This is a genomic window from Polystyrenella longa (assembly GCF_007750395.1).
GTDB classification, from domain to species: Bacteria; Planctomycetota; Planctomycetia; order Planctomycetales; family Planctomycetaceae; genus Polystyrenella; species Polystyrenella longa.
Window position 1 is genome coordinate 4,110,129 of the sequence record NZ_CP036281.1, and the last position, 21,543, is coordinate 4,131,671.

A 21,543-nucleotide genomic window follows, 5' to 3' on the forward strand; every position below is an offset into this window, starting at 1 on the left:
GTGAACAACTGGAGTCTCTCTGATGAGTCGCATTACCTTAATTGTTACAACAGTTCTCCTGAGCCTGGGAAATCTCGTATCCGCTGCGTCCAAGTTTCCCTATGAAGCGGTGATCCAGTCCGACAGCGCCCAGGTACGCAGTCATAATAGCCAGCGATCTGCCATTACGAACGAATTATCGTCTGGGGATCGTATTGTTGTGTATGCCCATCAGCCCGGCGGTTGGTACAAAATCGTTCCACCCGAAGGAAGCTTCAGTTTGATTCCGGTGAACCTCGTGGAAGCACGAGCAGATCTGTCCGGTACAGGGGTTGTCCTGCAAAATAACTCTCCCGCCTACATGGGTAGCGCCGTTGGCGAAATGAACACAGGAGTTCACAACAAACTTTCGAAAAACGACGAAGTTACATTACTCGAAAAAGTATCCATCAATACCCAGCGCGGCCCCGTGGAGATGTATAAGATTGCTCCACCCGCCTATGAATATCGGTGGATTGAAGGACACCATGTCGTTGCCGCCAGCCAACTTGGTACGCAGGAAGAGAGCAATCCTTTCGCACTGAAACAGCAGCCGGAACCTGCAGCTTACTCACCAGCCCCTCAAGAACAGGATCCGTTCGCACAGACCGCTTCTGCCACTCCACAAAAAACAACCGTACAGAAAACGACGGTGGTGAAATCACAACCCGCAGCCAGTGACAGCAAAGGCGTACGTCGTTCCGCACCTCCTGTAGCCGAAGTTCAAGCAGATCGGCAGGCCTTACGAGAACTCGACCTGGCCTTCAAAGACATGATCGAACTCGATCCCGAAGAATGGGATCTCGAAGGACTCGAAGCAGCCTACCAGGAATTGCAAAAGCAAACCCAACACAAAGCGATCGCAAGCCAAGTCGATCTTCGCTACGGGGCAGTGAAAAAATATCGCAAAATCAAAGCAGAGTACGATAGCTTCATTCAATTGACTTCGTCCACGTCCGACCGGGAAGCGGAACTTCGTCAACAGCAGGGTCAAATCGCGACGACAAACGGAGTCGGCGACTCGACAGTCATTATGAGTAATGAGGGATATATTGAATCAGAAACTCAGCCACTGATTGGCGATGCGACATCGGGTCCTGTACTGGGAAGTTCCCTATCTGGCCCCGCAATGAATCCCGTTGAACTTGGTCCGGTGATGACTGAAGGCCCTGCATTCGGCGCTAATGCGACGGGCACGACCGTTTCGTCACCTTCACCGACCTCCGCACCTGCAACGATTGTCTCTTCACCGGGGAATTCTTTTCCTCAAGGAGACCTGATTGGTGGCCCTCAAGGTTTTGGGCCGACCATCGGAAATGCACAACCGGTCAGTGGACCGACTTTGGAAATCCCCAATTTGAGCAACCAGGAATCAGCTGCGGAACCCGTGATTTACGAAGGTCCTGACTCCATGCAGGATTCCGAACCAGTTGCTCAACAAGACAGCGGCTTGCCCGAATTTGACGGTGCGGGCATTATTCAACGGACGATCAATCCCCGGGAAGGATTGCCGACCCATGTGCTCGTTAGTCCGGAAGGGAAGATTATCTCTTACGTTCAGCCACGTGGCGAATTGAATCTCGATGAGTATGTCGGCCAATCCATGGGAATTCAGGGGGACGTGGATTATCGCCCCGACCTGAATCGCCATGTCTTAGTGATCGACCGCATGATGCCAGTACAGCTGACGCGTTAAACGGTATCGCCTGACTCTTCGACCGGTTCAATATCTCGACTGACTTTGTCTTTGAACACGAGTGCGAAGAATACGAAGACAACCGCCGATGCGATTGCAGGTACCAACCAGAGATTCTGCCAGTCAACCGGTGCATCCGCTGGTGAGAAATATCCCTCGATGTACCCGGCGACTTTCGCCCCGATCATCATGCCGAATCCCAAAGTGAACAGTACCAGCATCCCTTGTGCCTGGCCACGGATTTCGGGACCAGCCACTTTGTCGGTATAAATCTGTCCGGTTACGAAGAAGAAGTCATAACAGATACCGTGCAGTAGAATTCCGCCGATCAGCATCCAGACAGTCGGTCCGTCTGCCCCGAAGGCAAACAGGGCGTACCGGACCACCCAGGCAAGCATCCCGATCAACAACATCTTTTTGACGCCTAAGCGTTTAAAGAAGAAAGGCATCGCCAGCATGAAGACGATTTCCGACATCTGTCCGAAGGACATCTTGAAAGCCGGGTTTTCGACACCCACAGCTCCGATATATTTCGCAGCGATCTGATAATAGAACGCGAGTGGAATACAAATCAGGAACGAGCTGACCATGAAGGCGAGGTAAGATGGTCGTTTGAGCAGGACGAGTGCGTCCAGTCCAAGTATCTCTCGTACAGAGATTGATTTCCCTTTGGCGGGCGGTGGAGTATGCGGAAGCGTAAAGCAATAGAGCCCCATCACGATAGACGCATAACTCGCCATCCAGAAGAAATTAATTGTGCTATCCCAGTTCATGAAACTGATGAACACGCCGGGAACAATCCAACCGATTGTGCCGAAAACACGAATGAGCGGGAACGTTTTCTCCGAATCGGTGATGTTGTGCATCGCCAGTGAGTTCGTGAGGGCGAGCGTGGGATAGTAGCAGAGCATGTATCCAAAGATACAGGAAATGACGGTGGCGACCTCTGTCTCACTGAGTGTCACGCCCGCATCAACATCAACGTCAATCTTGGTGGCGACGGTGTACATCATGCCGGCTCCCAGCAGATGCAATACACCAAGCACACGTTCTGTTGAAAAGAAGCGGTCAGCAATCATTCCGACAATAAACGGGGAGAGAATACCGGCCAGCGGCCCAACGGCGTAAACGCTACCAATATCCGCGGGACCAAAACCGACTGGCCCCAGATAGAGTGGAGCTGTCACATACCAGGCGCCCCAGATAAAAAACTGAATGAACATCATGACAGATAATCTGGCTGCCGTTGCTGTCGAACCCATGCGGAATTTCCTTTCACCGAACCCCGTCAGCCAAGATTGAATGCTGACCTGCTGAAAAGTGGGAAACAAGCAATGTTTCCCCGCTCAAAATGGCACCCGAGAGACTGCCGAAAAGACAGACGGTGCCGATATACGATAAACAAGGACGTGATACGTCCAATGGCCTTCTGACCTATCAGGATAAGTCCTGAAAGGTACTCATAGAATATGTTCAAGTACACGATCATGCCCGTAAAACGTGTCGTAAGCAACCGATACGCCCCGTTTTCTTATCTCTTTGAGATCAGCTTTTCGCCTGTATCCCTATTTATCACGTATTTCCCCAACTCAGAACGCTCCCTCTCAGTAGCGATGAACGGGGTCGAATTAATTGCCGCTATTCGTTATACCTGCTGCTGAGCACTAAATGAGCGGGGCGCCGAATGGGATTCGATGCGTCCAGAAGAGGAAGACAGGAGGTCCGGGATGGAGACATCCTTACATCAGCAATTAAAGCAGCACTATGCTGGCGAAGGCGACCAGATAGAAGTCCGTCTGGGTGACTACATCATCGATGTCATCTCGGGCGACGAACTGATCGAAGTCCAGTGCGCCTCCCTTTCCGCTATTCGTGACAAAATCCGCGACTTATTAAGCTCACACACAGTTCGAGTGGTGAAACCTTTAGCGGCCCGAAAATATCTGGTACGCAAAAAAGCCCGGGGGAATAAAGTTCTTTCTGCCCGCTACAGCCCGACGCGACAGACATGGATCGATGTGTTCGACGAATTGGTCCACTTCGTGACCGTCTTTCCACATGAATCATTGATTCTCGAAATTGCGATGGTCGAACTCGAAGAACACCGGGTCCCCATGAAACGAAAAGGGTGGCGAAAGAAAGACTATCGCACCACTGACCGGTTCCTCAAAGAAGTCACCGAGACACGGCAACTGCGAACGGCTCACGATTTATGGGACTTGCTACCCGAGACGCCGACAGGACAATTCACAACCGCTGAACTCGCGAAGGCGGTCAAGGTCCCCCGATGGAATGCTCAGAAAATCGCGTACTGCCTGCGCGAGACTGGTTGTATTCAACTCATCGGTAAACGGGGCAAAGCACTGCTGTACGAATACAGCTCGCCCGTATGCAGCCAGCCTAAACCCAAAGCGGCTTAAAAGCGGTCCAAGGTTTATTTCAATGCATCGTGGTAAGCGGTCAGACATTGGTCGACCATCGCTTCCGCCGAGTAGATTTTGTATTTCTCGTGGGCGGCCTCACCAAACTTTTTAATATTCTCGGGCTTTTGCAACAGTTTCTCAATCGAATCTGCCATCGCCTGGAAGTCGTCTGTCTCGACGACATAACCTTGCACGCCTTGCTCTACCATCAGGGTATCGCATTGAAAACGGGTCATCACGATAGGTAAAGAAGCGTGCGCCGCTTCCATCACCACGTAAGGGTAACCTTCGTAGCGACTGGTCATACAGAAGACATCAAAACCGGGCATGCTCCACGCACCGGGTTGCATTCCCAGAAACCGGACCTGGTCTCCGATTTTGCTGTCGGCGACAAGCTGTTTCAATTCCGCTTCCTGATCACCACCACCAATCATTGCCAGAATGACATCGGGATATTTCTTCGCGATCAGCGCAAACGCTTTCAGAATAATCTCCGGCCCTTTCTGCGGCGAAAAGCGACCGACGAATCCGAGAACAATCTTGTCCATTGGCAGATCATACTTCGTACGGACTTCTTCGCGGGAAGGTAGATCAATTCCATTGATTCCGTTGGGAATCATCACAACACCCGATTCGGGAATACCGAGTTCAATACAGTGCTCGGCTTCTTCCGGCGAACAGGCGACAAGACGACTTGTCATGGACCAGAGAATCCGTTCAATTGTTCCGTAGAACTTCTTTCCTCGTTTGGAAATCATCGGGTTGATCGTACTGATCGCATTCGGTGTAAAGAAGACGGGTGTCTTCAATCCAAACGCGGCAAGCCGGGCAATAGCGCCCCCTTTGGAACTGTGTCCATGCACAATGTCGAAAGGACCTTGTTTTTTAAGGTAACGTCGTACACACAACGCGGCAGTAGAATCCGAAGGGCGAATTTTGGCGCTGATAGGACAAGAGAAAAGTGTTGCCCCGCTCTCTTCGAACTCCCTCATCTTGCTTTCAAAGCTACCACTCATGCGTAGCGGGGAATAAATCAGATGAACGTCGACATCGCGATCAAGTAAACCTCCAACCATGTCGAGTACGTGCTGGCCAACGCCTGCGTTGGTCGCTTCCACAATGTGAGCAACCTTGAGTCTGCGCATCTTATCAGAGTTCGGTTGCCCGGAGTTCGACTGCGAAGGTTGGCTTTTATCGTCGGACTCGGTCACACCGGGTGGCACTTGAGAGGGCACATGGGGAGAAGTAGACATGATACTCGTATAGGGTAAAAGATTTTAGAAACGAAGAATCAGGATGAGGTTAATGGAGCGTGTGCCTTTTTGTTCTGTTCAATCATCTGTTCGACAATCTCCACGAACTTTTTACCCGTTCGGGTGATTTCAAAATTATCGAGAGCAAATTGATATCCCTGCTGGCCTATGCGCTCGCGTTCTTCGGCAGGTAAATCAATCATTTTATTGACCGCTCCAGCCAACGCCGCAGGATCGTTTTTGGGAACGATGACTCCATGCTCAAAGTCATTGAAACCAGCTGGACGACCAGAACAGTCAGTCATGATCACGGGAAGTTCAGCGCCCATCGCTTCGACAACTGAAAGTGGCCAACCCTCCCAATGGGCGGAGTGGACGTAGATATCAGCCGATCGCAGAAGCAGGGGACAATCATTTCGCCACCCGGCGAAAAGGAAGCGATCATCCAGTTGGTGCTCTTTTAAAAACGCTTTTAATGAATTGAAATGATTCGTCATTTCGGCAGCATTGGGTCCATCGAGAACGTCGCCTACTTGAATCAACTTCGCTTTTCGACCACTGGCAATAATCTGCTGAAAGGCGCTGGTTAATACTTCCAGTCCTTTTTGAATATCGATGCGGCCAATGTTCACTAACATTAATTCATCAGGCTGGAGCTGAAACGCGTCGCGGGTTTGCTGGATCTCTTCATCTGTCGCCTTGGGAAAGTTGAGTACATCAACTCCGTTGTACACGACACAAGTTCGTTCTTCAGGAATCGAGAACCGCTCCCGCATTTCATCTTCGACGGCAGTGCTGCTGCAGATTCCCATCGTCAGGTGATTCTGCATCGCTTTTCGGTAATAACTCTCTTTAAGACGCGGTACGAACATCGGCCCATGAAAGTGGTGCATGTTCTGTAAAGAAAGCACGCCAGGCAGCTTCAACCGGTTCGCTGTTTTTAAAGCAACCGAACGGTCCCGGGCATTCACACCAATGACGCAATCGGCACCGAACTCGCTGGCGATCTTGGCAGTCTTAGTAATGACAGAAGGAAATAACGGAAAAGCCAACTCCTCCAGCAGAACAGTCTGAATGCCCCCTTCATGCAGAGAGACCAGGAAGTTGGTCCGTTCGGTATTACTAGTATCAACCACCTTTGGTTCGGGACCATGAATCACCAGGACTTCATGACCTGCTCCAATTAAAGCCTCGGCATAGAATTTGGCCATCTTGGAAGCGCCGGTGAAGTCCGGGAGACATAAAGTAATCGCAATACGAGACATAATGAACGACCGAGTGGAATGGTTTCCAATACGAGAACGAAAGTGGGCTTTATTTACACGTTAAGATAATACCAACGGAAGTCAGGACCAGATAAGCCTGACCTTCCATCTCATCAACTGATTTTGGACGCCGGAGAAGTTTTTAGATTTTCTTCCACAAGCTGAACAAAACGCTGACTGGTTTTCTGGATTTCAAAATACTCGGCAGCAAACTGGAAGCCCGCTTCGCCGATTTCGGATCGTTTCTCGGCGGAGAACTCGATCATCTGTGCCATTGCATTCGACAGGGCTGACGCATCCCCCTTGGGAACGATGAAACCATGTTTCCCTTGTTCATAATGTTCGGGAACGCCACAGCAATCAGTTTGAATTGAGGGCAACCGGGCTCCCATCGCTTCCACTACTGCCAGAGACCACCCTTCCCATATCGCGGAATGAACGTAGATATCAGCAGCTTTCAATAACGTCGGACAGTCGTTTCTCCAACCCGCCATAATAAAGCAATCGGCGAGGCCATGCGACTTCACATAGTCCACCAGTTTTTCGCGATACTTCAAAATGTTCTGTTGATTCGGTCCTGCGATGACATCGCCAACCTGAATCAGCTTGAACTTCTGATCGGGATGACTCTTTTTGAATTGGACGACAGCCTGAGCCAGCGTTTCTAACCCCTTCTGTGGGTCAATACGCCCAACATTGATCAGCATTAATTCGTCAGACGCGATACCGAACTCGTCGCGAACCAGCTGACAGGCTTCCGGGCTGACTTCGGGGAAGTTCAACACTTCTACGCCATTGTAGACGACGCATGTTTTTTTCCTGAGAACTTTGAACCGCTGGACCACTTCTTCCTGCACCGCTGGACTGGTGCAGATACCCAGGGTTAATTCTTTGCGAACAAGCCGAGCGAAGATCGATTCTTTCAGCTTGGGCAGCGGCCAGCGACCGTGGAAGGTATGCTGATTCTGAAAGGAGGTCAGCGCAGGCAAATTCAACTCTTTTGAGGCTTTCAGCGCCACAGGAATGTCCCGCTGTTGAAACCCAATCAGACAATCGAGCGTGTATTTACGGGCTTGCTCAACCGTGTTTTTGATGACCGCCGGTCCGATCAGTTTATTCATTTCGGGAATGAGTTCCGTTTCGAAACCATCCTCTCGCAGCGCGTCGATGAATGTCTGATCGTGGTTCTCCGAAGTAATTTCGGGACCATGGAGCAAAACGACGTCGTGTCCCGCCGCCAGAAAGGCTTGCCCATACAGTCTGGCCATTTTACACGCCCCGGTGTAATTCGGGTTCGCCAATGTCATTCCAATACGGGCCATAAGTGGCAGACTTTTTCAATCTGAAATTAAAGAAAGATCGAGAGGAGTTACCTTAGCGGTTCTCTCCCTCGATCGTGTTTTTCACTATGTAATCTGGAACAAAGTCAATTAGGAGTAAGTCAGTAAGGTATCAATGTGACACCCCGTACTCTCTCGTGCGAAAATCGACTCTATCCAAATCTGAGTAAAATCGATAGTCGCCGCTTATTGTTGTCGCGGCCTTGTCTCTATGAACGGATAAAAGCGTTCAAAAGACGTTAGAAGCGAACTAACGACTTTGCTAACAAAGGGACTCTATTTAGTAGGCACCTTCGCGGAGCAGAACGACTTTCAGTGTTCTCATAAGAATGTGAATATCGAGCCACAAAGACCAGTTGCGAACATAGAAGCGGTCGTACTCGACGCGTTCGGCATAGGTTGTGTTGTTCCGTCCTGAAATCTGCCACAAGCCGGTCAGGCCAGGAGAGACTTCCGAATAGAGTCGAAATTCATCGCGATAACGGGGAATTTCGTCATCGAAGATCGGACGAGGACCAACGAGGCTCATGTCCCCTTTAAGGACATTCCACAACTGGGGAAGTTCATCCAAACTTGTTTTGCGAAGGAACTGTCCGATCCTGGTGACACGAGGGTCGTTTTTCAGCTTGCGGATTTTCTTCCATTCCGCTCGCATTTCGGGATTCTCTTCGAGGTATTGATTCAAAACGTCATCGGCGTTACTCACCATCGACCGAAACTTCAGTGGGTGAATTTCTTTACCGTTTCTTCCAACGCGTTTGGTCGACAACAGCACGGGACCAGGCGATGAAAACTTGATGCAGATGGCAATAAACAGGAACAGTGGAGAAATCATTAAACCGCCAACAACGGTTAAAACGATATCCATGGTCCGTTTTAATAGACGCGGCCAAGGCAACATCAACCGTTCCTGAATGTTGATTCCGGTCAATCCATTACAGTCATGACAGCGGTTCCACAGTGTGGGAATCTGCATGTTATCAGGGATAATCACCACATTCGGAAACGAACCGGCCAGCTTTTCCACTTCATGTTCGAAGGTACGGGCATTCGAAGAGAGTTCACTTTGAACGACGAATAACCAGTACGCTGAGTGCTGGCGGGCGACATCAACAATATTACTGGATTCTCCCAGATGAGGGACGTTAGCTTCTTTGCCTTCCGGCTCTGCACGCTGATCGTAAACAAGACCGACAGGTTTGATTCCCTGACGACAGTTCTGATCCAGCGATTTATACAGTCGATCGGCTGTAGCCCCCTTACCCAGAATTAAAGCGGGTTGTCCCCACCATTTTGACTTTGTGCAAAACGAACGAATCCCGGAACGAAACGTGGGAATCAGGAATAAGCCTAACATCCAGGTCACGAAGATGCTTCCGAGAGGAGAAGGACCGGGTGAGTATGCGGCAATACAGACGGCAGAAAGCATCATGAATAAGGAAGTCCCCAGCAGAAGCTGACGGGTCTCCAGAACGCGATGCATCCCGGCAGCGGGATAAAGTTCAAGAAAGCCAAACACGAGCAACATCGTGACTGACAACACTGGCAGGAGGGTACCCAGAGGAATATTGGGATAACCGATCAGGGAAATTGCTACGTAGCTCCACCACGCAGAACAAACCAGAGCAGCCAGGTCAGAAAGAATCAAAGGAAGGGCAGTCAGCACGACTTGCCGAGAGAAACTCGCTCCTACGGGTACAATCCGCTGGGAGGTGCTATATCGAAACTGCTCAATTTCTTTCGAGTCCAGTGTAACAACATCAACTTCACGAGATGGCTCGTAGGAAAGTAACGTGCCAGATTCAGAATTGAGTACTGTCATTGAGGAGGAAGCCCTTCTTGAGTCCTTTAGAGGGACAATTCTTGAGTCAATCGATAGGAATAAATCTGAGCATCGAGCGTCAATGAATTATCAATGCTTGCATGATTAAAGATTTAAAGAGCTGCGAAATAATGCAATCTGTTACAAAATCGTGCAACTGTGTCGGGCGTTTTGCGACACTTCACCGCAGGACACCCCCTGCTGTGTAAACTTTGCAAAACTCATTCCATAAATCATCATACATCCAATGTCGTGTCTGGTGCTGCTGAACCGGCGAGGGGAGCCTTTCAAAATACACCGTATAGACACTTTACGTAAACACTTCGATCTAGTTAAACATCCGTGACAAATATCTCGTGTTTTTCTGTCTATCTGCATGTTTGGGGGGACACAGGAAAACAGTGTGGGAACAGCAAGTCAAAGACCTTACTTAAACTGTTGCCTACATTTTGAACTATACAGGCTGAGGGCACAAGCATGCTTAAGTAAGTTCAGGCATTTTTCACGAATTGTCGTTTTAGCCCTAACATACGTTCAATGCCGAGTGTGGATCTTAATATTTCCCCTGCGATGCCAGTTTCATTTCGTAATTTCCAAGAGCACGGAGGCACATCTTAGAGAGTTGATGAAGTAGATTCACGAGCCTGATTAGCATCATCATCAAGTTTTCATCATTCAGCGAAAATGAACCACATCGAGCGCGATAATTGGGCAGGAGTCATTGGCGACTGAGTGTCGTGGACGGAATAAGGGAGGGTATGGGGGGCGAGGTTAATGGAAGGCGAAGCTGCACAAAGTAGATGCGAATCGCGTGCCTTTTCTTCAATTCATCTAACTAAGGGGGACGTTCTTAGATCCTGTCCAGGATAAGTGCGGCGGCTATCGATCCCGAAAAGCCCTTAAATACAGCAGGCTACGCCGCCAGAACACGCTATGGATATCTGTAATGCGCTCTACTAAATAAGCAAAGGAAGAAACATCTTGCTTTAAGCAAAACAAACCCCTCGAACCAGGCGGAACTGGATTCGAGGGGTAAGTTGTTTTAAGTCGTCTTACTCAAAGCGAACTCAGACTTTTTCTTTACGAGCTGTTTTCGTGTAGGACGTATAGTAAGAACGAGATTCTTTGGCCCCAAAGCTGGTGTACTTGCTGGCGCTGTAGTACTGGCCGCCTTGTGAATCGTACCCAGTCATGGTGACACCCAGCACATCGGCGTCGACACTCTGGAGAATTTCCATCGCTCTAGTCGCTTCGGGACGTCCATTCTTTTTGAATCGTAGATTCAAGATCACAGAGTCCACACGAGGAGCAATCGCGGTTGCATCACTGACAACCAGCAATGGAGGAGAGTCAATAATCACGTAGTCATATTGTTCTCGGACCACAGCCAGCAAACTAGTGAAAGACTCCTGGTTGAGTAATTCCGCAGGGTTATCTGGAACAGGTCCACAAACGAGAGCCGTCAACCCTTTGACTTCGGTCTCTTGAACGGCATCCTGAATTTCGGCCTCGCCACGGAGAACGTCCGAGAGCCCGACTGTTGTACTTAGACCGAACAGTTTGTCCACCATTGGCAATCGCATATCGCAATCAATCAGCAATACCGACTTGCCAGTCTGGGCAAGAGAGATTGCCAGGTTAGCCGTCGTCACCGACTTACCATCTTTCGGGTTCGGACTCGTGATCTGAACGACTTTGGGCGATTGACCATGGGTTCCGAAGTACAGATTTGTCCGCAGTGAACGGAAAATCTCGGCTTCAGGTGATTGCGGGATATGGTAAGTCACCAAGACAGGTGACAATTTCGATTTTTTATCCGCCAGCTTCGTCAAACGACGAACGTTCAACCGAGGAACATGAGCTAGTACAGCGGTGTTCAAGGTGTTTCGAATCTGTTCCGGACTACGGAAGGTTGAATCGGCCAGGTCGATGACAAAGGCTAGTAACAGCCCGAACATCATGCCGACGAAACCACCAGGAATAATACCGTACAGGATCGATACTTTCGCACTTTTGACGTCGTCAATGTTGCCCATCGACTGCACTTTCAGCAGTTCGTAGTCTTCCAGGAGGCTAATGTCTTCCAAACGACGGTTGCTGTTGGTAAACAGCTCTTTCTTAAGTTCTTTTTCGTCGCGAAGAAGCTCTTCATTCAGTTTGAATGTAGCCACTTCCTTCGCTTTCGCTTCTGCCATATCGCGGAATGTTACCAGAGTCGTTTCCTGACGAAGCAAGTCTTCAAGGTCTTTCTCAAGCAGACTTACGTAAGCTCGAATCAGGTCGGATGTATCAATCGGTGTCAGGGCTTCAGTACTCGGGGGAGGAACATCATCCTTCTTTTCCACCAAGAATTTTTCCAAGTCCTGCAAGTTTTCTTCAGCTTCAATCACCTTGGGGTGATTGTCAGCATACTCAGTTTTTTTGGCCTTAAGATCTAAGCGGGCAGAAAGCAGTTTATCAAACTCGGTATTCGCCGTTTCCGCTCGTGTGTACTGTTGTGCCTGAAACGCCTCGGAAGTCGCTGCATTTGTGGCAACACTGATTTCCAGATTTTCTACGCTTAGCAGCAGCCCCAAGCGTTCAACATGTTTGGAGTCGACCAGAGCCAGTCGCTGGTAATCGGTGAACCGCTCCATGTTCTCTGGTTCCAGAGATTCTTTGATAATCTCTAACCGAGATTCCGCAGCATAACGTTCAAACTGGAGCAGACGTAACTGAGTTTCGTAGTCGTTAAGACTGTTCAGGTAGACGTTTACCGTGTCTCCCGTCGTTGTGTAGATCTGGGAAGACTCCATGAATGTTTTGTATTTTTCTCGAATTCCCTCCCACTCTTCACGGGCTTTATTCGCAACCCCACCGATGACCTGAGCGGCCTCGTTGACCGGGTTCTGGTAGGTCTCAGTGATGTGCTCCTGGTAGGCGGCGAGAATTGCTTTTAATACTCTAGGAGTGTCTGCTTCGTTAGTGTGTTCGAATGTCACATAAATCCAGTGACCACCATTGACGGCGATGTTGCCCTCTTCTCCCTGAAGGCTCAGGTAGAGATTATCGATCACATAATCAATGGGGTTCTGATCATCCGCCAACTCTTCCATAATGGAAGGTAAGTTCATCATGTTGATCGGAGTGCCATCTTCGTTTTTCAGCCCTGCTTCCAGTGCTGCTTTGACGATTTTGTGGCTCGACATGATTTTCATCTGGTTAGCGAGTTCATCTTCCATTCGACGGAAGTCGTTCGGGCTGGAATTCTCGCTACCCTCGGTTGCCAGATTCGGGTCATGGCGAATGATGTGGATCTGCGCCTGGGACTCCCATTTTTCGGGCAATTTCAGGATCGCCAAGGTTCCCAATGCGGCACCAACAATGATGCCGAACAGGATAATCCCTTTACGGCGGCGAATGATCGACAATACATCGAGCACTCCCTGCAGCGGGGATTGCGAAGTTTGTTGTTCAGGAGGTGGAGTAGTGGGCATAATCGATACTCACAGGCAGATTAAAAATTACCAGGATGTCAGTCAGAAGCGCGCTTAGTGCGATGCAAAACAGGTCAGCTTTGCTTTTCAGAAGTAGTGACGATCAAATCACAATCCTGATACCAGTCAGTGAAACGAGACTGGTTCAGAGCGGGGCAACTGGGAGGGATACCTGAGGGGGAAAAGCCTGACCTTAAATACGCTAATTAACCCCATCGTGCCCACGTTTCGGGTCGACTGTCAAGTAGGTGTTTACGGAGTTGGGCTAAAAAAGAGAAACTGTACTTGAGCAACCGGACGCTCAAGACAAAGTGGGTGGTTTAGTGAGATTTTTCTCGCGCGAGCTCGTCCCGGCAAGGGGTAAACCGATCACATCCACTCTTTAATCGGAGTCCCTTCGATCATCCGAATGGGTCGACCGTCCGCCGTATGAGCGAGAAGATCCTGTGGGATCCCCAACTTGGCATAGATGGTGGAGACAATACTCGATGTCTTGTACTCATCTCGCGTCGGGTGACTGCCAGTGGCATCGGTCTCCCCCAGAATGTGTCCAGGGGGCACTCCTGCTCCTGCCATCACAATAAATCCAGCAGAAGCCCAATGATCACGACCACTAGCCGAGTTCACGTTGGGCGTACGACCAAAATCCGTAAGCCAGACAACCAGGGTGTTATCCAACATTCCCCGTTCATCCAAGTCTTCGATCAGTGCTGAAATCCCTTGATCGGCTTTAGGTAACTTATTTTCAGCGAGTGATTTAAACAGATTCTGATGATTGTCCCAACCACCGTCAGTAACGGTAACAAACCGAACTCCAGATTCGATTAACCGTCGCGCTAATAGACAGCGATGTCCAAAACTGTGTTTGCCATATTTCTCGCGGGTCTCTTCCGACTCGGCTGCCATATCAAAGGCGGCCTGTGTTTCAGTCGCCGTAATCATATTCAGAGCCGCTTGATAGTTCTCATCCAGCGCGGAATAGGCCTCGGGTTGCAAATCGATCTGACGTTGTAAATCGTCAATTTGTGACAATATCCCCCGTCGACGCTCGACCCGTTTAAGATCCACACCTGTGGGAGGTTGGATATCCGGGACTTTAAATTTGTCTGAAGCGGGATCGGCATTCAGTTCAAACGGATTGTGCTCCAGCCCAAGAATTCCCGCTGTTCCTCCACCAAAACGACGGTCGATGCTGTTTCCCAATTGTACAAAGGGAGGCATCGCCGATTTGAATCCTTTGTGATAACTGACGACCGAACCCATCGTCGGATACGCTAATGCCGGATTGAACTTGCGACCCGACATCACGTATTGATCCGCTAAACCGTGGCTTCCATTCTGAGGATTCCAGGACCGCATGAGCGCATAACGATGCAGAGAAGCGGCCAGTTTCGGCACATGTTCAGTAAAACGGACTCCCGGAATAGACGTGTCGATTGTTTTGTATTCGCCCCGTACACTGACAGGAGCGTCTGGTTTCGGGTCAACGGTGTCGTGATGACTCGTCCCTCCACGACTCCAGATCATGATGCAGTTCACATCCGAAGAAGGGCTGTTCGCCTGGGCTTTTTTCGCAGCCAGCAAGGTAGGCAGGCTAAGCCCCATACCTGTTCCTGCTAGTGTTCCTACCTGTAAGAAACTTCGCCGAGTGATCGATTCACAATCTTTACTGAGACGTGGAAAAAGATTCAACATCGAGAAGACCTTCTCAGGAAACGGAGAAAACGAGGGGGGGAATGGTAGGGCCGGACGAACGTCCGCATGATTGAATCGATTGCGCGAATCACAATCGACCTCAGAAGGGGTGGCTACGCAGAGACAAAACAGCCCAAAGGGAGTTTCGCAAAGAGATCTCGCAGAAACGGACGGGAAACGTCGTTCATTTAATGTTAATGAATATTCCCCATTCATCAACAACTATTTATGAGATACGTGAGAATGTGCCTATTCAACCGTAATCTGAGCGCAAGGCGATTCGTCTGTGTACTTCGATCGCAGAACGATTCCTGAAGGAATAATTTCTCGACGGATTTTGTTTATCACGCCCAACCTGGGAAGACTTAATTTTCGGGATACGCTGAACTTAGAGTACGACGATTCATGCATACTTCTCATCTCATGCGTCGATCTCATCCGCAACCGACCTGTCCGTTAGGGATCCGCTTCGACTGCTGGGGCGTCTTCACCGTCCGGGGATACATCGCTATTAAAAAGCTGCGGCAAGAAGATAAAGGCGGCCATCAGGAAAGCAACGACGATCAACAATGAGATCGTCGCGACCAGGCTGATCATCAAAACGCGTTTGTCCGCTTTTACCTTCGGACGGTCCGGTTTCGCCTTGCTCTTTTCTTTGGGAGCGGGGGGAGCCTTTTTACTGGAAACACTCTGTCGGCGGGAAGCGATCGGTTGCAGTGTACGAATCTCATCGGTGATTGAAGATTCACCTTCTTCAGGTTCGGCATCACCTTCGGGCTTCAGAACCATCGCTCCACCGCATTTTTTACAGTGGGTCTTTTTCCCGATTAGACTGTCATCGGGAATTTTGAACTTGGCCTTACAAGTCGGGCATTGAGCAGTGAAGGCAGGCAAGAGAGTCTCTCCAAATGGAAGAAATCATCGCTTCCTATTGAATGCTTTAGACTCGGAAATTCATTCCGCAGCCTAAATTCAATCGGACAAGGGAAGTAATTATATGAAGGAAATCTCCGGTCAGACAAGGTGAGGGTATGATTGTCTATCATGGAGCCGGAGGGCGGGAAGGTGAGGTACATTCAACATACACCACAGTTTGAGGATTGATAACCCCTACACCACCGATTTCCGACCGTGTTGTCGTTGATAAAATGCGTGTGAATCATTTGTACCGTTTTTAGTGACTCGCTTGCGTCCATTTTCATGTTTGTTCGTACACCGCACATATCTGACTCTGAATTTCAACAGATCAACATGTGCTGCATGTCGCTAAATAGAAATTCAAAATTTTGATGCCAACCAGTAAATGCAAATAGAACAGCAGAAAATCAAACTACCAAGAACCGAAAACACTCACTGATGACGAGGCCCTTGATGAGCGAGCCGAGGTCGTTGTCTGGACTGGGAATACGGGACGTGGCTCGCTATTGTTTAGCACGGTTTGACAACTGGGTTTCCGGTTTCAGGATAAAGATCTTTACTGATTCTTCGAGGCGGTTCTTCTATCTAGTTCAGACCTAACCGAGTGGTCCACTTCTTTGTTTCGACTTGGCCTCTTTTTTGTCAACAGCCTCTTCTGTCATAAGGATGTCCCCCCAAGATGGCTAGTACAACAGAATCAGATGTACCCCCGTTATGGCGAGACCGTTCATTCTGGGGAATGACCATCACTCAGTTCCTGGGCGCCTTTAACGACAATCTTTTCAAACAGACGATCTTGCTATTTTGCATCGACCTCTATCTGGCTGGAGGAACCAATCACCAGACAACGGCAACCGGCTTGTTCTCTCTGGCTTTTGTCCTGTTCTCTGGATTCGCAGGATACCTGGCGGACAAATACAGCAAACGCAAAATCATTGTGCTCTGTAAAGTTGCCGAAATCGTCGTCATGCTTCTGGGATTGCTCGCTTTTGCCGTTGGAGTCTGGGTACCTGGTCCCCTGTTATGGATGCTGATCGTTGTTCTGTGCTGTATGGGAATTCAAAGTGCGTTCTTCGGTCCGTCCAAGTATGGCATCCTTCCGGAAATGTTGCACAACGATGATCTCCCTCAAGCGAACGGCCTCATCCAGATGACCACCTTCGTGGCCATTATAATGGGCACAGCTCTCGCCGGTTACGGTAAAGAATCAAGTGAAGGAGCTCTCTGGGTGATCGGTCTGTTTTGTGTCATCATTGCCGTTGTTGGCACACTGACGTCCCTTCTTATTCGCCGCACCCCGATCGCAAAACCTGATTTGCAGTTTCAACCCTCAGCGATGGTTATGACCCCCAGCACCCGTAAGATGCTATGGGGAGACAAACTGCTGTTGTCTGTTCTGCTGATCTCTTCCCTCTTCTGGTTTGTTGGTGGCGCTGTTCTGATGGCAGTCAACCTATTGGGTAAAGAGCTAATGCAGCTCGGTGACGGAAGAACCAGCATCCTTTCTGCCTGCATGGGGGCTGGGATCGGTATCGGGTGCCTGCTCGCTGGCCGATTGTCGCATCAGCAAATCAACTTCAAACTGGTTCGCAATGGAGCCTGGGGAATTGCTGGTTTCCTGATGCTAGTCCCGCTCATGGGACAGTACAGCGTACTTCCATTGCCTGCCTCCTCCGAATTAGTTGCCGCACAGACTGAAGAACAATCAGTAACAGCAGACACAGAGATCGAACCCATTACGAACACAGACGGAGTGGTTGCTGAAGACGATGCTTTAACCGCATACTGGAAATCAGAATCGCTGTGGGACAAAATGATCCCGATTAATTTCTGGGAATTTGCCACCCGGTTTTCTTTAATGGGAGTGGGACTCTTTGCAGGGCTCTTCGCCGTGCCGTTACAAACGTTTATGCAGTCGCGTCCGCCTGCCGATCAAAAAGGCCAAATGATTGGTGCGATGAACCTGATCAACTGGATTGGTATTCTGTTGTCAGCCATATTCCTGGGAGTCATGGATTCGATCCTGATGAAGGCCGGGCTATCCCAGAAGTGGATATTTCCGATACTCGCCGTGATGATGATTCCTGTCGCCCTGTTCTTCAAACCATCAAGTGAAAAACTATCCCACTCGGTTACTCCCCGCGCCAGTGAACCTGCTACGAATCCCGACAACGCCTCGGAGAATGCTGAGCCCAATTCCTGAGTGATGATCGAGGGATCGGATAATTGTTATAAGATCGTATCTTTTCTTAAGGACCAATTTGCGATGCGTCTGGCAAATAAAGTTGTAGTCGTAACCGGCGGTGGGACCGGAATTGGAAAAGCGATCTGTCTCCGTTTCGCCGAAGAGGGAGGCGAGATTATTGTCGTTGATCAGAACCAGGAAACCGGTAAGCAAACAGCAGAGGAAATCGAATCCGCGGGAGGTAAGGCCTGTTACCTCTTCTGCGATCTTTCACTAGAGACGGAGATCCTCGCGCTCACAGCATCGATTCAAAACAAATACGATCGCATCGACGTGCTCGTCAACAATGCGGCGATGTTTCTGCTCAAAGGGATCGACGCCACTCGAGAAGATTGGGAACAGATTCTGTCAGTGAATGTCATTGGTTATGCGCTTACCTGCAAACACCTCCTCCCGTTACTCCGGAAGTCGAGTGCAGGAGCGATCGTGAACCTGGGATCCATATCCAGCTTTATTGCCCAACCCCAGTTCGTTACTTACAACGCTACGAAAGCGGCCATTGTAAGTATGACTCGCTGCCTGGCGTTGGATCTCGCTCCTGAGAATATCCGCGTAAATGCCGTCTGCCCAGGAACCATCTGGACACAAATCGTGGAACGGCTCACTAAGGAAGCAGGCTTAACCCGTGAACAAGCAGACGCCCACCCCGACTGGGGAGGGGCTCATATGATCCCCCGCATTGCCGACCCTCGGGAAGTCGCCAATGCCGCACTCTTCCTAGCGTCGGAAGAGGCTTCTTTTATCACTGCTGAATGCCTGATGGTCGATGGCGGCTACACTGCTAAGTAACCAAACAGCTAATTCAGGAGAGTTCAACGGGACAATTCCGCTACCCGTAGGCTAAATATTCGACGTAAGGTGTTAAGCTGAGCAAAACCGGTAAGTTTCACTTGAAACCATTTCTGATTAGACCGACAACAATCGCCGAGTCGACCTGAATTCGGCTTGACCCGTTTGGAATTATCTGCGAAAAGCCCGCTACTCTCTCTCCACTACGTCATTCAATCTGACTCTCTTGGCCAAACCGCCTGCGCGGTAAGGGGCATGCTGCGTTATGACCAGGATCATTCCGTTTTGCGGTTTCATGACTCTCGCAATCTGTTTAGTAGGTTGCTCTCACTTCATGGAAACCCAAACGTTAAAACAATTCGTTTCTGCACTTGAAGAAGAAAATCTGGACGACCTGCGTGCGGCCAGTTCAAAAAGCTTCAAAGATAAAGCTCTTCGGTTGGATGAATCCGCCGAAGACCTGAAACGATTGCGCATTCCAACCGAAGACTTAAAAGTCGTAGAGGTCGAAGACGAGTCGGAAACGTCTAAGCTCGTTAATGTAAAAATTGGTGATGCGACTAAAACCATCGTTTATCGCATGGTTAAAGAAGAAGGTTCTCGAAAATGGGTTGTCGATGACATCATTCAGAAGAAACGTCACGACGGTAACCTGAAAGTCGCCAAAAAAGTGACTGAACAGATGGACTTGTATCTCAGCGTTCGCGAATTCATGCAGAAATGGAGCCGCAAAAACCGGGAAGAGATCGAAGCCCAGATGACAGTCGAATTTGCCGGTGTCATGCATGAACTACCAAATGACTACTTCGATCATCTTTACGAAAAAGTGGGCGATGTTGAATCGGCCCTTGAACGTTTTCGACCAGAAGCGACTTTAAATGAAGACACTGCCGTTGTCCGCATCAGTCGTAAGAAGGGTCGTTTGGATATCGGCATGAAGCTGGTAGATGATCGCTGGCTGGTCCGAGACATGGCCGTCGAATCGAGTCGCGATACCGAATACATTTCTTCGATGATAAAATCGGCTGATGCATTACGATCTGTCGCCATCTTCCTCAAAGGATATTCCGCTGCCGACAAAACAACTATTAAAGAAGTCTCCGAGCCCAATTTTTACAAGAATGCAATTATGCCGGGTGAACTGGCTGCCGTCAGTCTTCCTGCTGCTGAATCATTGAATAACGATTCGCGAATGACTATTCGCGGAGACCGCATCGATGTGAATATCCCTTTCAATGGAGAGATAGCCTCGCTCACTTTGAAGTCAATTGATCGTCCGGAAGGCCAGTGGAAGCAACATGGCTATCACGTGACCGATGTTTCTTTAATTCGCAGTGGTGCTACAGGTGAAAATCGCAAACTTTCAGCTCTGCTAACATCTAAGGCCCGAGTCGACATTTTCCACGAAGCTCTTGTGAAACGTGATTTGAAAACACTCACTTATTCTTCTTCATACGATTTCAACACGCGTGTCTGGAAAAACGTGGACGAAGAGATTCTGGCTCAGCTTCCAATCGACCTCCCCAAACAGGGCAAGTTCGAAATTGAAGACATCGTCTTTAACGGCAGTGTGACCCAGGTCTACACTCTCTTCGATGAGATTCCTATTACCTACATTCTGCGAGAACATTCCGGCGAGTTACGCATCGATGACGTGCAGTTCCCCATGGCAGGGAAACCGAATTCGGTCAAAACACTTCTGGAAGTCGTTATTCCTGCTTACCAGTTTGCTCAAACGGCTTCCAAATCATCTCCTACTGAGGAGATTGCATCGCCAAAGTCATTAAAAGACGTTCAAAAGTTGGGACAACATTACAACCAGATCATCAGCAGAATGAGTAATGTCTGTTCGTTCGACTTCAACTATTTTGTCTGGAAAGAAACGGACGTTGTTCCAGAACCCTTCTTCAACTGTAGCGAACATCTCGAAACCGCGATCACTTCAGTTCAACCGCTGAATGCCAACGGCACCGAACAGATGATTCAGTTCGGTGACGAACATTGGGGTGCCCAAGTGAAAGTCATTCAGCAGCAGGGCAGCTTCCGAGTCGACGATGTTAAACTGGTTGCGGGTAAAGATGTCGGATACGATCTGAAAATTGCCGCTCGCGACCAGCTTAACGAGAAAGGTCGCTCCCTGCGTTCGATCTACCCACTACTGCACCTGCAGGAAGGGGAAGCCATGGCGATTGAAACGCAACTGGCGAAGGATTTCGACAACCAGAACATCGAAGGCGGCAATGTGATCAGCAGTGAGAAAGGTGGTGTCGTTGAAGAATACCAGTTCAGCGAGAATACACCCTCAATGAATCAGGCTCCGGCTGGCAATCCGTTCAAGGAGTTCGCTCCAGCTCAACCACAATCGAACCCGATTCAGCAAGTCGCCGGTTGGGACGATTTCAACCACCAAAGTGAGAAGCAACCTGCCTCGTCCGGAATTCAGAATTCACTCCATGAAGAGGACGTCTTTCCGGATTATGTTCCTCCGAATAAGTCAACGAGCCCCACGACAGATGCTGGCAATACGCGAACAGCAGATTCTACTGCTGCCGAATTCCCCGAAGAATTTCCACCATTGGAAACATACCCGGGCAATTAGAACC

Annotated in this window: 13 protein-coding genes; 5 read left to right on the forward strand and 8 right to left on the reverse strand. The window is 49.4% G+C overall.

Annotation, left to right across the window (positions count from 1 at the left end):
* The first annotated feature begins 22 nt into the window (after positions 1-22).
* Positions 23-1,714: an SH3 domain-containing protein gene (locus Pla110_RS15200; protein WP_144996724.1), complete on the forward strand. Its 1,692-nt coding sequence runs from the start codon at positions 23-25 to the stop codon at positions 1,712-1,714.
* Here Pla110_RS15200 and Pla110_RS15205 read toward each other — a convergent pair.
* Positions 1,711-2,976, reverse strand: a complete 1,266-nt coding sequence (locus Pla110_RS15205; protein WP_144996726.1) for a nucleoside permease — start codon at positions 2,974-2,976, stop codon at positions 1,711-1,713. The two genes, Pla110_RS15200 and Pla110_RS15205, sit on opposite strands and share 4 nt — an antisense overlap.
* 465 nt (positions 2,977-3,441) lie before the next feature.
* Between Pla110_RS15205 and Pla110_RS15210 the strand changes: the two genes are divergently transcribed.
* Positions 3,442-4,134, forward strand: a complete 693-nt coding sequence (locus Pla110_RS15210; protein WP_144996728.1) for a hypothetical protein — start codon at positions 3,442-3,444, stop codon at positions 4,132-4,134.
* Positions 4,135-4,148: 14 nt separating this feature from the next.
* On the opposite strand, the gene Pla110_RS15215 is transcribed toward Pla110_RS15210, so the two are convergent.
* From Pla110_RS15215 to Pla110_RS15245, 7 genes are all read right to left on the reverse strand, one after another.
* Positions 4,149-5,390, reverse strand: coding sequence for a glycosyltransferase (locus Pla110_RS15215; RefSeq protein WP_144996730.1), 1,242 nt, complete (start codon positions 5,388-5,390; stop codon positions 4,149-4,151).
* A 38-nt stretch (positions 5,391-5,428) separates the two neighbouring features.
* Positions 5,429-6,655, reverse strand: a complete 1,227-nt coding sequence (locus tag Pla110_RS15220; RefSeq protein ID WP_144996732.1) for a glycosyltransferase family 4 protein — start codon at positions 6,653-6,655, stop codon at positions 5,429-5,431.
* 113 nt (positions 6,656-6,768) lie between these two features.
* A complete protein-coding gene (locus tag Pla110_RS15225) occupies positions 6,769-7,977 on the reverse strand; it encodes a glycosyltransferase family 4 protein (protein ID WP_144996735.1) in 1,209 nt (402 codons plus the stop codon).
* Between the two features lie 298 nt (positions 7,978-8,275).
* Positions 8,276-9,817, reverse strand: a complete 1,542-nt coding sequence (gene wbaP / locus Pla110_RS15230) for an undecaprenyl-phosphate galactose phosphotransferase WbaP (RefSeq protein ID WP_144996736.1) — start codon at positions 9,815-9,817, stop codon at positions 8,276-8,278.
* Positions 9,818-10,884: 1,067 nt separating this feature from the next.
* A complete protein-coding gene (locus Pla110_RS15235) occupies positions 10,885-13,293 on the reverse strand; it encodes a polysaccharide biosynthesis tyrosine autokinase (RefSeq protein ID WP_144996738.1) in 2,409 nt (802 codons plus the stop codon).
* 369 nt (positions 13,294-13,662) lie between these two features.
* Entirely contained in the window at positions 13,663-14,988 is a 1,326-nt protein-coding gene (locus Pla110_RS15240; protein ID WP_144996740.1) for a DUF1501 domain-containing protein, read from the reverse strand.
* A 456-nt stretch (positions 14,989-15,444) separates the two neighbouring features.
* Positions 15,445-15,882 (reverse strand): SIR2 family protein, encoded by a 438-nt coding sequence (locus tag Pla110_RS15245; protein ID WP_144996742.1) that lies wholly within the window; start codon positions 15,880-15,882, stop codon positions 15,445-15,447.
* A gap of 703 nt (positions 15,883-16,585) precedes the next feature.
* On the opposite strand from Pla110_RS15245, the gene Pla110_RS15250 reads away from it, so the two are divergent.
* The 3 genes from Pla110_RS15250 to Pla110_RS15260 all read left to right on the forward strand — a co-directional run bounded on the left by Pla110_RS15250 (position 16,586) and on the right by Pla110_RS15260 (position 21,539).
* Complete coding sequence (locus Pla110_RS15250; RefSeq protein ID WP_144996744.1) at positions 16,586-18,109, forward strand: MFS transporter; 1,524 nt, start codon at positions 16,586-16,588, stop codon at positions 18,107-18,109.
* 63 nt (positions 18,110-18,172) lie between these two features.
* Positions 18,173-18,940 carry an SDR family NAD(P)-dependent oxidoreductase gene (locus Pla110_RS15255; protein WP_144996746.1) on the forward strand — a complete coding sequence of 256 codons (768 nt, stop codon included), beginning with the start codon at positions 18,173-18,175 and terminating at the stop codon, positions 18,938-18,940.
* A gap of 265 nt (positions 18,941-19,205) precedes the next feature.
* A complete protein-coding gene (locus Pla110_RS15260) occupies positions 19,206-21,539 on the forward strand; it encodes a hypothetical protein (RefSeq protein WP_231742486.1) in 2,334 nt (777 codons plus the stop codon).
* Positions 21,540-21,543: the final 4 nt, after the last annotated feature.